The sequence below is a fragment of the Pelosinus propionicus DSM 13327 genome (assembly GCF_900114615.1).
Lineage (GTDB): Bacteria > Bacillota > Negativicutes > DSM-13327 > DSM-13327 > Pelosinus > Pelosinus propionicus.
Map to the genome: position 1 here is coordinate 39,554 of NZ_FOTS01000015.1, position 13,939 is coordinate 53,492.

19 protein-coding genes are annotated in these 13,939 nt (G+C 36.4%); all 19 read left to right on the top strand.

All coding sequences use genetic code 11. The features are described from left to right. Positions 1–11: 11 nt before the first annotated feature. Positions 12–476, top strand: a complete 465-nt coding sequence (locus BMZ99_RS09830; protein WP_090936066.1) for a chemotaxis protein CheW — start codon at positions 12–14, stop codon at positions 474–476. Between the two features lie 28 nt (positions 477–504). After that, positions 505–1,125, top strand: a complete 621-nt coding sequence (locus BMZ99_RS09835; RefSeq protein WP_090936069.1) for a chemotaxis protein CheC — start codon at positions 505–507, stop codon at positions 1,123–1,125. Next, a complete protein-coding gene (locus tag BMZ99_RS09840) occupies positions 1,125–1,610 on the top strand; it encodes a chemotaxis protein CheD (RefSeq protein WP_090936072.1) in 486 nt (161 codons plus the stop codon). The genes BMZ99_RS09835 and BMZ99_RS09840 overlap by 1 nt, the downstream gene beginning before the upstream one ends. A gap of 17 nt (positions 1,611–1,627) precedes the next feature. Then, positions 1,628–1,948 (top strand): hypothetical protein, encoded by a 321-nt coding sequence (locus BMZ99_RS09845; protein ID WP_090936075.1) that lies wholly within the window; start codon positions 1,628–1,630, stop codon positions 1,946–1,948. Positions 1,949–1,979: 31 nt separating this feature from the next. After that, positions 1,980–2,738 carry a FliA/WhiG family RNA polymerase sigma factor gene (locus BMZ99_RS09850; protein ID WP_090936077.1) on the top strand — a complete coding sequence of 253 codons (759 nt, stop codon included), beginning with the start codon at positions 1,980–1,982 and terminating at the stop codon, positions 2,736–2,738. A 25-nt stretch (positions 2,739–2,763) separates the two neighbouring features. Beyond that, a complete protein-coding gene (locus BMZ99_RS09855) occupies positions 2,764–4,392 on the top strand; it encodes a DUF342 domain-containing protein (RefSeq protein ID WP_090936080.1) in 1,629 nt (542 codons plus the stop codon). Positions 4,393–4,442: 50 nt separating this feature from the next. Next, positions 4,443–4,778 carry a hypothetical protein gene (locus tag BMZ99_RS09860; protein WP_090936083.1) on the top strand — a complete coding sequence of 112 codons (336 nt, stop codon included), beginning with the start codon at positions 4,443–4,445 and terminating at the stop codon, positions 4,776–4,778. Positions 4,779–4,817: 39 nt separating this feature from the next. Further along, positions 4,818–5,366 (top strand): hypothetical protein, encoded by a 549-nt coding sequence (locus BMZ99_RS09865; RefSeq protein WP_090936085.1) that lies wholly within the window; start codon positions 4,818–4,820, stop codon positions 5,364–5,366. 181 nt (positions 5,367–5,547) lie between these two features. Continuing rightward, complete coding sequence (gene rpsB, locus BMZ99_RS09870; protein ID WP_090936087.1) at positions 5,548–6,249, top strand: 30S ribosomal protein S2; 702 nt, start codon at positions 5,548–5,550, stop codon at positions 6,247–6,249. 77 nt (positions 6,250–6,326) lie between these two features. Beyond that, positions 6,327–6,974, top strand: a complete 648-nt coding sequence (tsf, locus tag BMZ99_RS09875) for a translation elongation factor Ts (RefSeq protein WP_090936089.1) — start codon at positions 6,327–6,329, stop codon at positions 6,972–6,974. A 185-nt stretch (positions 6,975–7,159) separates the two neighbouring features. Beyond that, positions 7,160–7,879, top strand: a complete 720-nt coding sequence (pyrH, locus tag BMZ99_RS09880; RefSeq protein ID WP_007934806.1) for a UMP kinase — start codon at positions 7,160–7,162, stop codon at positions 7,877–7,879. 2 nt (positions 7,880–7,881) lie between these two features. Then, the gene (frr, locus tag BMZ99_RS09885; protein ID WP_090936092.1) at positions 7,882–8,442 is read left to right on the top strand and encodes a ribosome recycling factor; all 561 of its coding nucleotides are present in this window, start codon (positions 7,882–7,884) and stop codon (positions 8,440–8,442) included. A gap of 1 nt (position 8,443) precedes the next feature. Continuing rightward, positions 8,444–8,653: a hypothetical protein gene (locus tag BMZ99_RS09890; protein WP_090936094.1), complete on the top strand. Its 210-nt coding sequence runs from the start codon at positions 8,444–8,446 to the stop codon at positions 8,651–8,653. An 83-nt stretch (positions 8,654–8,736) separates the two neighbouring features. Next, positions 8,737–8,817, top strand: coding sequence for a 4Fe-4S binding protein (locus tag BMZ99_RS09895; protein WP_071524651.1), 81 nt, complete (start codon positions 8,737–8,739; stop codon positions 8,815–8,817). 60 nt (positions 8,818–8,877) lie between these two features. After that, the gene (locus BMZ99_RS09900) at positions 8,878–9,645 is read left to right on the top strand and encodes an isoprenyl transferase (protein ID WP_090936097.1); all 768 of its coding nucleotides are present in this window, start codon (positions 8,878–8,880) and stop codon (positions 9,643–9,645) included. Positions 9,646–9,665: 20 nt separating this feature from the next. Then, a complete protein-coding gene (locus tag BMZ99_RS09905) occupies positions 9,666–10,493 on the top strand; it encodes a phosphatidate cytidylyltransferase (RefSeq protein WP_090936100.1) in 828 nt (275 codons plus the stop codon). Between the two features lie 52 nt (positions 10,494–10,545). Continuing rightward, entirely contained in the window at positions 10,546–11,697 is a 1,152-nt protein-coding gene (locus BMZ99_RS09910) for a 1-deoxy-D-xylulose-5-phosphate reductoisomerase (protein WP_090936103.1), read from the top strand. A gap of 32 nt (positions 11,698–11,729) precedes the next feature. Beyond that, complete coding sequence (gene rseP, locus BMZ99_RS09915) at positions 11,730–12,761, top strand: RIP metalloprotease RseP (RefSeq protein ID WP_090936108.1); 1,032 nt, start codon at positions 11,730–11,732, stop codon at positions 12,759–12,761. A 98-nt stretch (positions 12,762–12,859) separates the two neighbouring features. After that, positions 12,860–13,939, top strand: a complete 1,080-nt coding sequence (ispG, locus tag BMZ99_RS09920) for a flavodoxin-dependent (E)-4-hydroxy-3-methylbut-2-enyl-diphosphate synthase (RefSeq protein WP_090936111.1) — start codon at positions 12,860–12,862, stop codon at positions 13,937–13,939.

The following is a 13,939-nucleotide window of genomic DNA, read 5'->3' on the forward strand; positions in this document are numbered from 1 at the left end:
AGGAGCAGCACATGTTAGAAAAAAGTTATGCAAGCAGTGAAGTACAGCTAGTTGTTTTCAAACTAGGCAAGGAAGAATACAGTGTCAGTATTTTGCAAGTGCAAGAAATAAAACGGATTACTGATATTACAAGAGTTCCTCATACACCAGATTATATTAAAGGTGTAATTAACCTTCGTGGCAGTGTTCTACCAGTTATTGATTTAAAGAAACGCTTGAACTTGCCTCAACAAGTCTTGACAGAAGATACACGGATCATTATTGTCAAGGTAGATGAATTATCTGTTGGTATGATCGTAGATGCTGTCTCAGAGGTTATGACAATTGATCAGGAAAATATTGATTCGCCAGATGTTGTAGCGGGGAGTGTGGCAGCAAGTTATCTTAGTGGAGTAGGAAAATTGGACAATCGACTACTCATTTTATTGAATTTGGAAGAGATTATTGGTGTTGGTCAAGAAGTAAAGGTAGTGTAATTATTGAGCTTAAAATGAGGTGGAACTATTGTCTGATGAAATATTAAAACTGTCAATGCTGCAGCTAGATGCATTAAGGGAAATTGGCAATGTTGGTGCTGGAAATTCCGCTACAGCATTATCACAGATTATTAATCGTAAAATTGATATGACAGTTCCTAAAATTGCTATTATGCCTTTAGGGGAGGTGCCAGATGTAGTTGGTGGTCCAGATGCAATGGTCGCAGGTGTATATTTACGCGTATTTGGTCCTGCTCCCAGTAGTATTTTATTTTTGTTACCTCGTGATAGTGCTTTTTATTTAGTAGATATGCTAATGGGGAGAGAGCAGGGGCATACAACCTCATTAAATTCTATGGATGAGTCTGCGTTAATGGAAATCGGTAATATTCTTGCAGGTGCTTATCTTAATGCGTTATCCCACTTTACGTCTTTAACTTTATTACCATCGATTCCAGCCTTAGCAATGGATATGGCTGGAGCTATCTTAAGCGTTATTTTGATCCAGTTAGGACAAATGGGAGATCATGCACTCGTAATTGAGACCGAATTTACTACTGAGAGTGATGGTGTAAAAGGACATTTTTTCTTGATTCCTGATCCTGGTTCGTTAAATACCATTTTGGCGGCAATAGGGGTGAAGGAATAATGTCAGAACTAATAAAAGTTGGGATGGCTGATTACAAAGTTGGTTGTAATCCTTCTAGTCTTATAAGTTATGGATTAGGTTCTTGTGTTGGCATTGCACTATATGATACAGTTACTAAAATTGGTGGCTTGGCTCATATTATGCTTCCTGATAGTACACAAGCACGTTCAGCTGAAAATCCAGCTAAGTTTGCAAATACGGCTTTGCCCTTAATGTTAGATGAAATGATTAATTTAGGGGCTGCAAAAAAACGTGTGTTAGCAAAAATTGCTGGTGGAGCTCAAATGTTTACTTTTGCAAATGCAACAGATGTTATGCGTGTTGGCGAGCGTAATACAGAAGCTGTACGTATGTTATTAAAAAAAATGGATATTAAAATAATTGCAGATGATACGGGCGGAAATTATGGGCGTACCGTGGTATTACATTTGGATACAGGTATTTATTTAATCAAAACAATTGCTAAAGGTGAAAAAGAACTATAATTAGTGGGGGTGTGAAGGTGCTAAAGTTGCGTACTGCTCTATGCCTAGCACTCATTGTTGGTACCCTGACACTGCTTAACGGTATGTTGCAAGGTGCTAGGCTAGAAACTATTATTTATCGTATTATTGTTTCTGTTGCAATTTTTGGTTTTATTGGCTATGGATTAGGACTTATAGTGGAAAGATTTTTTAAAAAGATTGCATTAAAGAAGTTAAATGAAAAGTATCAAAGTGATACGTTGAAAGAAAATGAGCCTTCAGATGACGTTACCGGAAATTCAGAATTTGCTCCTTTTACCTCTACTAGTTTTGAACAAATAACGCGCCCCAAAGAATGAGGTATACGTGGGTTTATGGGGGTAACCATAGATGTTAGAGAATAAACAAGCTAAAATAGAAGAAATTATGAATTTGTGGATAGAATATCAGCAAAATAGAAAAGTAGAAGTACGGGAAAAGCTAATCGAATATTATTTATCATTAGTTAAATTAGTTGCGAGTCGTATAGCAATTAGCTTGCCACAATATGTAGATAAAGACGATTTAATTAGTAACGGCTTTTTTGGTTTACTTGATGCAATTGAAAAATATGATCCAATGCGAGGAATTAAGTTTGAAACTTATGCTGTTGTTCGTATTAGGGGATCTATGCTTGATGCCATTCGTGCACAAGATTGGGTGCCTACCAGTATTCGTCAAAAAGCAAAACAATATGAACAAACAGTATCAAAGCTTGAAAATCAATTAGGGCGAGCCGCTACTGATAGTGAAATTGCTGATGCTCTTAGTATTTCTCTTAATGAACTATATGTTCTATTAAATCAGCTTAATGCTAGTACGATTATGCCTTTAGATGAATTTATAAAATCAGAAAAATCCTCTGCTCATTTAACGAATCCTTCAGAACAAATTGAAATAGAAGAAGTAAAACAAGCCTTAGCCAAAACAATTGACAAATTACCAGAAAAAGAAAGATTAGTCGTTTCTTTGTATTATTATGAAGGATTAACCTTAAAAGAGATCAGTTTAATATTGAAATTGTCTGAAGCGCGTATTTCTCAGCTTCATACTAAATCAATTTTCCGATTAAGGGGAGCATTATCACGGATTAAATCAAGTTTTATTTGACACCGTTAAGGGGGAATATCAAGCTATGATTGGTGATGAACACGTTGAGGTTCAAGATGGACAAAAAAACGATAAGAATCCTGGATTTTCAATTGATGTTAATGAGAGTGGTGTATTTGTAACAATACACTCCATTGAAGATAGCACATCTTCTGTAAACGAAGTAGCTATATTTGAGCAATTAAATAAGCAGGGAGTAGCAGAGTATAATCGTAGTTTAATCATTACTGCGATTAAAGCTAGAGATAATCAGCCAGTAAAAGTAGCAGAAAAACCTAGCGTAGAGCCTCAACCTGATCCAGAAGTCCAGGTAAGTTTGACACGTGACAAGATGGAAGCAGTTTTAGAGATTGTGTTGCCGCCACGATGTACTCCTTTAACTATGGAATCTGTACTTGAAAAAATCAAGGATAGTAGTATTGTTTTTGGTATTGATGATAAGGCTATTCAGCAGGCTTACGAGTCTCCTGGTACAAAGGTGACGTTTGCTTGTGGCCAACAACCAATTCATGGGACAAATGCTCAAATTAAACACCATTTTACATTGGCATCAAAAAGTCGTCCACAGGAAATGGAAGACGGTAGTGTAGATTTTAAAAACTTAAATTTGTTTACTACTGTGCAAGAAGGAGATCTTCTTGCAGAGAAGATTCCAGCAACACCGGGAATTGCTGGAATGGATGTATTAGGTAATAACGTTATTGCAAAACCAGGTAAAGATATTTTACTTCCTATAGGGAAAAATGTAAGTGTTGTGGATACGAATACCATTGTGGCAGATATAGCAGGACAAATCCTGATGATCAATAATAAAATTAATGTGATGCCCATTATTGAAATAAAAGAAGATGTAGATGTTTCGACAGGTAATATTGAATTTATTGGTAATGTTACCATACGTGGTTCGGTGCAACCAGGATTTTCAGTGAAAGCAGAAGGCAATGTGGAGATTTTTGGCACTGTAAGTGGCGGTACTGTAGAAGGAAAGAATGTAGTGATAAAAATGGGCATTCAAGGAATGCATCGCGGTTATGTTAAAGCGAAAGAAAATGTAGTTGCTAAATTTATTGAAAATGCTACAGTTCATGCAGGAATGGATATTTTGGTTAGTGATGTTATACTTCATTCTAGAATAACTGCGGGAAAGAAGATTTTAGTAGAGGGACGCCGTGGCTTAATTACTGGTGGGACGATTATGGCTGGAGAAGAAATTCGTGCTAAAGTGATTGGTACACAGATGTCAACCAGTACAGAGCTAGAAGTTGGCGTCAATCCATCACTGCGGGAGGAGTATCAACATATACGTCGTGAAATGAAAAAAGTTGAAATTAATCTTGAACAAGCCCAAAAGGCGTTGAGTATTTTACGCTCAATGGATCAACATACGATACCTCCTGAGAAAAGAGAAATGCTCCTAAAATTAACAAAAGCTCAATTTCACTTAGTAGGGCAAGTCGAAACTATGCGTACCCGAATGGCTGTAATTGAAGGTGAGTTCGAGGAAATGCGTGCTGGACGTATAAAAGTATCTGATGTTATGTATCCCGGAGTAAAGGTTGTAATTGGTACATTGGTTAAACCAATACGTGACACTCTAAAGTTCAGTTCTTTGTATGCAGAAGACGGTGAAATAAAAATTGGTACTTTTAAATAAATATAACTGAGTTTTACTCAATTTTGTATCTGGTATAAGGTGGTGTGAAAATGTCCATTAATCCAATTGAGATGCAAGTGTTGATTCCAAAAGCTACTGAAGTAGGCAAGGCTCAGAATCTTGCAAATCGTCAAGAAACGCTACAGCAGCAACATGTTGCTGCACAATGGAATGATATTTCTACGAATCGTCAGCATCAGGTACAAAGTGCAGGTAAAAATGAGGGTGGCAAGGTTGGCCGCGAAAGGGAGTCTAAGGGAGAGAATCATTCTTCGAATGAGCAAAAGCCTAGAAAGAATGATGAGGGCATTAATGAAAAAGACAAGGTAAATCGAGCTTCTAGTGATGATCCCGTTAGGGGACATATTATTGATATAAAAACATGAGGCAATATGGTTGTTATCGAGAGTTAATGAGGTGAAAGTATGTTTTTAAATCTTATTATTTTTATGCTAGTTATTATTCTTATTGTTATTTTTATGTTGTATAAGCGACAAACATTGTTGAACTTATTTTCTCATACGATGGCATCTTCTACCATTCAATTTCAAGAACAGATAGAGGGAACAGCTGAGGTTGTCATTCAACGGCTGGAAGAACGGATTCGTTACTTAGAGGATATATTAATAACTGCTGACGCAGAAATTGCCAGATTGGATAAAGAGATTACGAGGGCGGAAAAGCTTTTAGATAAAGAACCTAAGGATGGGCAATTATTGCCGGAGTTGTCGAAGTTTTCAGAAAAGGAAAAAGAAGAAAAAATGCAAATCTCTTTTCAGCCATTGAATTCAATGCAGGAGCCTATAGATAAAAATGATAAGGTGATAGATAATGAAAAAGAAGTCATACGCATTCATAAACGTAATTCTGTACTAGCTTTGGCTGAACAAGGATATAGCAGTATTGAAATAGCAAAAACTACAGGAATAAGTAAAAGTGAAATCATTCTGCTGCTGCAGTTAAATAAAAAATAAATGGAGTATTTAAATAAAACGTAAAAAACTTGTATAATATCTTGTTATATAAAAATAACTATGATATAATGATTCGTATTGTAAATCCACACGCATTCTAATTTTGTTTACTGTGCTAACATTATGTTAGTGATAAATAAAAAATGCGGATTGCGGCGGTAATTTAACAGGAGGTGTAAGTATGTCAGTAATTTCTATGAAACAGCTTTTAGAGGCAGGTGTTCATTTCGGACATCAAACTAGAAGGTGGAACCCTAAAATGGCTCCTTATATTTTTACGGAGCGTAATGGTATCTACATAATTGACTTACAAAAAACAGTCAAAAAGGTGGAAGATGCCTATAATTTTGTGCGTGAAATTGCACAAGATAAAACAATTTTATTTGTTGGAACCAAAAAGCAAGCTCAAGATGCAGTAAAAGAAGAAGCAGTTAGAAGCAACATGTATTACATTAATGAAAGATGGCTTGGTGGCATGTTGACAAATTTCCAGACTATTCAGAAGCGTATTGGACGTTTGAAAGAATTGGAAAAAATGGAAGAGGAAGGACTCTTCGAAGTATTGTCTAAAAAGGAAGTTATTACTCTTCGTCATGAGATGGAAAGATTACAAAAGTTCCTTGGCGGTATTAAGAACATGACTAAATTGCCGGGTGCATTATTTATTATTGATCCTCGTAAAGAACGCATTGCTGTTGCTGAAGCAAAGAAGCTTGGTATACCTATTGTAGCGATTGTGGATACTAATTGTGATCCAGATGAAATCGACTATGTCATTCCAGGTAATGATGATGCTATTCGTGCTGTTAAATTGCTTACAGCTAAAATGGCAGATGCTGTTTTGGAAGCTAGACAAGGCGAACAAATAGAAGAAGCTGAGTAATTGTATTTAGATAAAGGTAAGGGGAAAAATAATATTTTTCCCTCTTACCTTTAATAATAGATAGGGGGACTTTATATATGGTAACTGCTGAAATGGTAAAAGAATTGCGCCAACGTTCTGGTGCAGGTATGATGGATTGCAAAAAAGCTTTAACAGAAACAAAAGGTAATTTAGATGAAGCTATTGACTATTTACGTGAAAAAGGTTTAGCAGCTGCTGCTAAAAAAGCAGATCGAATTGCTTCTGAGGGAGTAATTGAAGCTTACATACATGGTGGCGGACGTATAGGTGTAATGGTTGAAATCAATTGTGAAACTGACTTTGTTGCCAAAACCGATAAATTTAAAGATTTAGCAAGAGATATTGCCATGCAAATTGCTGCTACGAATCCTACATGTGTTCGTCGTGAAGAAGTACCTGCAGAAGTGTTGGAACATGAAAAAGAAATCCTTAAAGCTCAAGCTATAAATGAAGGTAAACCTGCTAATATTGTGGAAAAAATGATCATTGGCCGGGTTGAAAAATACTATAAAGAAGTCTGTCTAATGGAACAAACTTTCATCAAAAACCCAGATCAGACAATTACTCAACTTATTAATGAAAATATTTCTAAAATTGGTGAAAATATCTCCATTCGCAGATTTACCAGATACCAGCTCGGTGAAGGCATCGAGAAAAAAAGCAATGATTTTGCTGCTGAAGTTATGGCTGCTGTTAAAAAATAAGAGAACACTGCAGTGTTCTCTTATTTTTAAGGAATCAGAGTATAGTAAATTTTGATTTCAAATTTGGAAGACAAAGCTTATTTCTATATCTTATAAGATAAGGTAAAGGCTTTGTCTTTTCTTAAATCTATTAAAGGATTTAGTAGAGTTTTGTAGAATTTAAATGGAAGGATGGAGGGATATGTTTGCTTACATCTAAATATAAGCGTGTAATTTTAAAGCTTAGTGGTGAGGCTTTAGCTGGACAGCAGGGATATGGTATTGATCCAGTTATTGTTGACTCTATCGCTCGCCAAATAAAAGAAATTAGAAATACAAACTTACAAGTTGCAGTGGTAGTAGGTGGAGGAAATATTTGGCGTGGCTTGTCTGGAAGTGCGAAAGGAATGGATAGGGCTGCTGCTGATTATATGGGAATGCTAGCTACTGTAATGAACTCTCTGGCTCTTCAGGATGCTCTAGAACAATGTGATGTGGATACTCGTGTACAAACTGCAATTGAAATGCGTCAAATTGCTGAACCCTATATCCGGCGTCGGGCTGTTCGCCATTTAGAAAAAAATCGTGTAGTAATTTTTGCTGCAGGTACCGGTAATCCTTATTTTTCTACCGATACAACAGCTGCGCTTAGAGCAGCGGAAATTGAAGCAGATGTAATACTTATGGCGAAAAAGAATACGGATGGTGTATATGATTCTGATCCCCGTTTAAATCCGGAAGCTAAAAAGTTTAAAGAGTTAGCGTATATTGAGGTTTTGAAACGAGGCTTAGGTGTTATGGATTCAACTGCTACTAGTTTGTGCATGGATAATAAAATTCCCATTATTGTGTTTAGTATTGATGAGCCGGGGAATATTTTGAAGGCTGCCCTTGGAGAAGATATTGGTACTGTTGTGGGGGGATAAAAATGTTAATTAAGGAAATATATGATAGTAATACCGAGAAAATGAAGAAGGCAATTGATGCCTTGCGCAGAGAATTATCTACTTTGCGTGCAGGGCGAGCTACGCCTGCACTGTTAGATAAAATTACAGTTGATTATTATGGTACGCCTACACCGATAAATCAAGTGGCAAACATTGCTGTGCCTGAACCACGGATGATTACAATTCAAGCATGGGAAAAATCGATGATCGCTCAAATTGAAAAAGCAATTTTGAAATCAGACTTAGGGCTTACGCCTAACAGTGATGGAGTCGTCATTCGTTTGAATATACCACAATTGACGCAGCAGCGTCGTATGGAACTTGTGAAAGTTGTTCATAAGAAAGCTGAAGATAGCCGAATTGTCATTCGTAATTCTCGGCGTGATGCAAATGATGCAATTAAAAAACTTGAGAAAGACAAAGCGATATCCGAAGATGATGTAAAGAAAGCTCAAGATGATATGCAGAAACTGACTGATAAGTACGTAAAGGAAGTAGATGCTATTATGAATGCTAAAGAAAAAGAGATCATGGAAGTATAATATGATAGATGTTGTAGCAAAATCCTTATATGTAGCAGAAAAGCAGCTAAATGAAGCGCAGATACCATATACGGTAATTGTGACTCGTCCAACGCGTCACATATCTGACTTATCGGAGAATTGTTTTTATGTTATACGGCAGCAGTTTAATAATGGTGTATATCATCTGGTAGCTGCTGCTAAAATGGGGAGAGAAAGTTTTAAATGTTAACTTGCAATGATAAACATAATCTTGAAAATCGTTATAAAGTAACTTTTTTCTGTAAGTATATGTTTTGACATGAAGGGAATGTCATATTTACCATTTTAGCAAAATGTGTAGAATGCGGTGCCTGTGCGGCGGTTTGCCCTGTTGGTGCTATTTTGGCTCCATGACTGGAACCCCCTCGCAAGAGGGGGTTTATTTGCTTGTTAGATTATTTTGGAGGTCATAACATGTGGGAAAAATGGTTTAACAAAAAAAATGAGAAGATTGCTACAGAAAATGTAGTAGAACAAGGAAAATTGCCCCAACATGTTGCTATTATCATGGACGGAAATGGGCGATGGGCAAAGCGAAAAGGATTACCGCGTACTTTTGGCCATCGAGCAGGTGTAGAAAGTTTACGTCATATTGTCACAACGGCAGTTAATATGAATTTGAAAGTATTGACGACATATGCATTTTCCACTGAAAATTGGAAAAGACCGGAAGATGAAGTGAATTTATTAATGCGGTTATTTTCTGAATATCTTGAAAGCGAAATTGACGAATTACATCAAAAAAATGTGCAGATTCGCTTTATTGGTAAAGTAGATGGGTTAGCTATTGGATTACAACAAAAAATAGAAAAAGCTCAAATGCATACTAAAAATAATACCGGGTTAGTTTTTAATTTAGCAGTCAATTATGGTGGACGAGCAGAGATTGTACGTTCTGTTCAGATGATTGGTGAGAAGATTGTTAGAGGCGAAATTTTACCTGAGGATATTAGTGAAAAAAGTATAATGGAAAATTTATATACAGCCAGTTTACCTGATCCTGACTTGATCATTCGACCTAGTGGTGATTTTCGAATCAGTAATTTTTTATTATGGCAATCAGCGTATGCAGAATTCTGGTTTACTGATATTTATTGGCCTGACTTTAAACCTGAACATTTTCTACAGGCTATCGTGGACTATCAGAAACGAGAACGAAGATTTGGGGGATTAAAAAAATAAGGCTATAGGTAGGTGCTTGAATGCTGGGGAGACGGGTTTTAACAGCAGTGATAGGTATACCTATTACTATCTATGTAATTCATTATGGTGAGTGGTTATTTGCTGCTGCTATTTTGATTCTTACATTATTGGCATGGCATGAATTTTATATAATGTTGAGTAATAAGAATATAAAAGTATTTTATAATTTGGGTATTCTAGTAAATACTTTGATACTAGGATGCGCCTGGTTGGGCAACTCTCAGGAATTGACCATGACATTCGTTTTTGCCAATTTATTGTTTCTAATAAATATGGTATTGTCAGGAAATAAGTTTACTGTTATTGATGTAGCTTTTTCTATACTTGGCATTACTTATATTGGAGTAGGTTTTTCCCATTTATTGCTTTTAAGATATACTGATAGTTCTTTATACATAACGACTTCTATGGGAACGTTGTCTATGGGAGCTAGTTATTTGTGGTTAGCTTTTATTGGAACATGGGCAAATGACACATTTGCTTATTTTATAGGGTCACGTTTTGGGAGGCATAAACTGTGTCCAACAATCAGTCCAGCGAAAACAGTCGAGGGTTCCATTGGGGGACTTCTCGGTAGTATTTTAGCTCTTACTCTATTAGGATTGTTATTTAGGCTACCGGTAATTCATAGTATGATAATGGGGTTAGCAGTTGGTATTGTTGCGCCTATTGGAGATTTAGCAGAATCTGCGATAAAACGTTTTGCAGGAGTAAAAGATTCTGGAAAATTGCTGCCGGGGCATGGCGGAATTTTAGATCGTTTTGATAGTATATTATTTACAGTGCCTATTGTTTATTACTATATCCATATGTTTCTATTACGGTAATTAATTTTTTTCTTCTAGTGTATAATTAAGTAGGTTAAGGGAGATTTTTAGAATGAAATCTATAGCGATTTTAGGTAGCACTGGTTCTATTGGCACACAATCTTTAGAAGTTATTGCAGCTAATCAAGATCAATTTTGTGTAAGTGCATTAGCAGCTTATCATAATGATATTTTACTAGAGAAGCAAATTGAATATTTTAAACCTAAAATAGCTGTATTGGTTGATAAGAATGCAGCAGATAGGCTCATAAGAAGATATTCGGGTTCAACAATTATTTTAGCTGGTGAGGAAGGCTTATTAGAAGCAGCTGTTCATGAAGATGTGAGCACCGTATTAACATCTTTAGTCGGGTTTGCTGGTTTGAAACCAACGTTGAAAGCAATCAAGGCTGGCAAGAATATTGCATTGGCGAATAAAGAGACATTGGTAGCTGCTGGTGAGTTGGTAACTCAGATTGCAAAAGACAACCATGTTAAGATTCTCCCTGTAGACAGTGAACATAGTGCAATTTTTCAATGTTTGCAAGGAGAGAATTCTAAAAAAGTGAATCGTATTCTTCTTACTGCTTCAGGTGGCCCATTCCATGGATTGAAAAGAGAAGAATTAGAGCATGTTACTATAGAGGACTGTTTACGGCATCCAAATTGGTCGATGGGGAAAAAAATTACAGTGGATTCGTCTACTCTGGCAAATAAAGGCTTAGAAGTTATTGAAGCTCGATGGTTATTTGATATTTCATATTCTCAAATTGAGGTTGTTGTACATCGTCAAAGTATTATTCATTCTATGGTTGAATTTGTAGATGGATCTGTGATGGCTCAATTAGGAAAACCGGATATGAGGGTACCGATTCAATATGCCTTAACTTATCCTGAAAGATCTGTTACAGAGTATCCCAAGCTTGATTTTAAAACACTCTCGGCATTAACTTTTTCAGCACCTGATATGGTTAACTTTCCTATATTGTCACTTGCTTTTATTGCAGGGAATACAGGAGGAACATTGCCATGTGTATTCAATGCAGCTAATGAGGAAGCAGTTTATGCCTTTTTGCAAGGGAAAATTCGCTATCTTGATATTTTCATAGTGATAAGAAGTGTAATGGAAAGTCATGAGGTCAATAAGCAGCCTGATCTAAATGAAATTTACAGTGCTGATTTGTGGTCGCGTGCACAGGCTCAGGAAATTATCAAAGCTATTTAATAAGTTTATAATAAAAGATAGGAGTGATTCTATTGTTGATGACAACCGTTGCTACCATTTTTGTATTTGGTCTATTGGTATTTGTTCATGAATTAGGACATTTCATTACCGCAAAAATGACTGGTATGAGAGTAGATGAATTTGCGATTGGCTTTGGTCCTAAAGTAATTAGTTATAAGCATGGTGAGACGTTATATTCTTGGCGCATTATACCATTAGGCGGTTTTAATAAAATTGCGGGTATGGATCCTGATGAGGAGCAAGATGATCGCTCTTTTAATGCAAAATCAATTCCTGCCAGAATGTTAGTAATTGTAGCTGGATCAACAATGAATTTTGTGTTGCCAATCTTATTATTTTTGACCATTTTTTTGAGTTCGGGTATTGATACTCCTTCAAGTTCTCCCATTGTAGGTAATGTTTTTGCTGATAAGCCTGCAGCGCAGGCGGGATTATCCCTTGGAGATACAATCATTTCGGTTAATAATCAAGAAATTGCATCATGGAGAGAATTTGTAAATATTGTACAAATAAATGCTGGTAATAAACTATCACTAAAATATCAACATAATGGTGAATTTAGAACAACGGTAGTAACTCCAGAATTTGATGAAAAAGCCAACAGAGGGATAATCGGTGTGATGCCGCAAATTGAAAAATACCATCCAGGTTTTATCGAATCGTTTGGCTTAGCTGCTAAGCAAACATATGCAGTAGCGAGCAGTATGGTCATTGGCATTGCGCAAATGATTACAGGAAAGGTTGCTGCTGAAGTAGCTGGTCCAATTGGTGTGGCACAAATGGCAGGTGAAGTAGCGCAATTAGGGTTGATTCCTTTACTGCAGTTTGCTGCATTTTTAAGTATTAACTTAGGACTGATTAATCTGTTGCCAGTACCTATGCTTGATGGCGGGCATCTTGTAACCCTAGTTGTAGAGGGATTAAGAGGTAAGCCTTTGGAGAAAAAACATATGCAATTTATTCAAATGATTGGCTTTGCTTTATTGATGCTTTTATTCTTAGTAGCTACCTTTAAAGATATTTCTAGATTAAAGATTTTTTAAGCATGAGATAGATTTAAAAAGTGTGTGAAATCAAGGGTGAATTTAAATTTATTTAATAAATTAATTGCAGCCTAGATCGTAGATTTTGAGGTGAAGAAATGACAGAATTCATACAACGAAAAATGACCAATCCTGTATCTGTTGGCAAGGTAATGGTTGGGGGGAAGGCTCCTATCTCTGTTCAATCTATGACAAATACCAAAACTGACGATGTAGCAGGTACAGTAGCTCAAATAATGCAGCTGGGTTCAGCAGGGTGTGATATAGTACGTTTAGCGGTACCAGATATGTCAGCAGCATTAGCAATTAAAGAGATTAAATCAAAAGTGCAGATACCTCTAATTGCAGATATCCATTTTGATTATCGTTTAGCAATTGCTGCAATGGAAAATGGTATTGATGCTCTGCGAATTAATCCCGGCAATATTGCCGAAGCAACTCACGTTTCAATCATTGTTAAAGAAGCAAAGAAACGAAGCATTCCGATTCGTATAGGGGTGAATGCTGGCTCTTTAGAAAAAAGTATTTTAGAAAAATATGGCGGGCACCCTACGCCTGCTGGAATGGTGGAAAGCGCACTGCAGCATATTGCCATCTTAGAAGAATTAGACTTTCGAGATATTAAAATATCATTGAAAGCCAATAATGTGCCTATGACTATTAAAGCCTATCAATTGATGTCTGAAGCAGTTGACTATCCCTTGCACTTAGGGATTACGGAAGCTGGAACCATAAAATCGGGGATGATTAAATCCGCAGTAGGTATTGGTGCTTTATTAGCACAAGGTATTGGTGATACCATTCGTGTATCTCTAACAGGTGATCCAGTAGAAGAGGTAAAAGCTGCAAATGAAATATTAAAGTCATTAGGATTAAGAGAATATGGGCCAACCTTAATTTCATGTCCAACTTGTGGGCGATGTAATATTAATTTAGCTGAAATTGCGGAACAAGTTGAACAAAAACTTAGCAAAGTACATAAACCTTTTAAAGTTGCCGTTATGGGATGTGTTGTGAATGGACCAGGTGAAGCTAAGGAAGCTGATATTGGTATTGCAGGCGGTAAGGGGCAAGGATTAGTATTTCGTAAAGGTGAAATCGTAAAAAGAGTTTCAGAAGATCAGTTAGTAACAGCTCTATTCACAGAAATTGACAAACTCATTGAGGAGGACAATTAA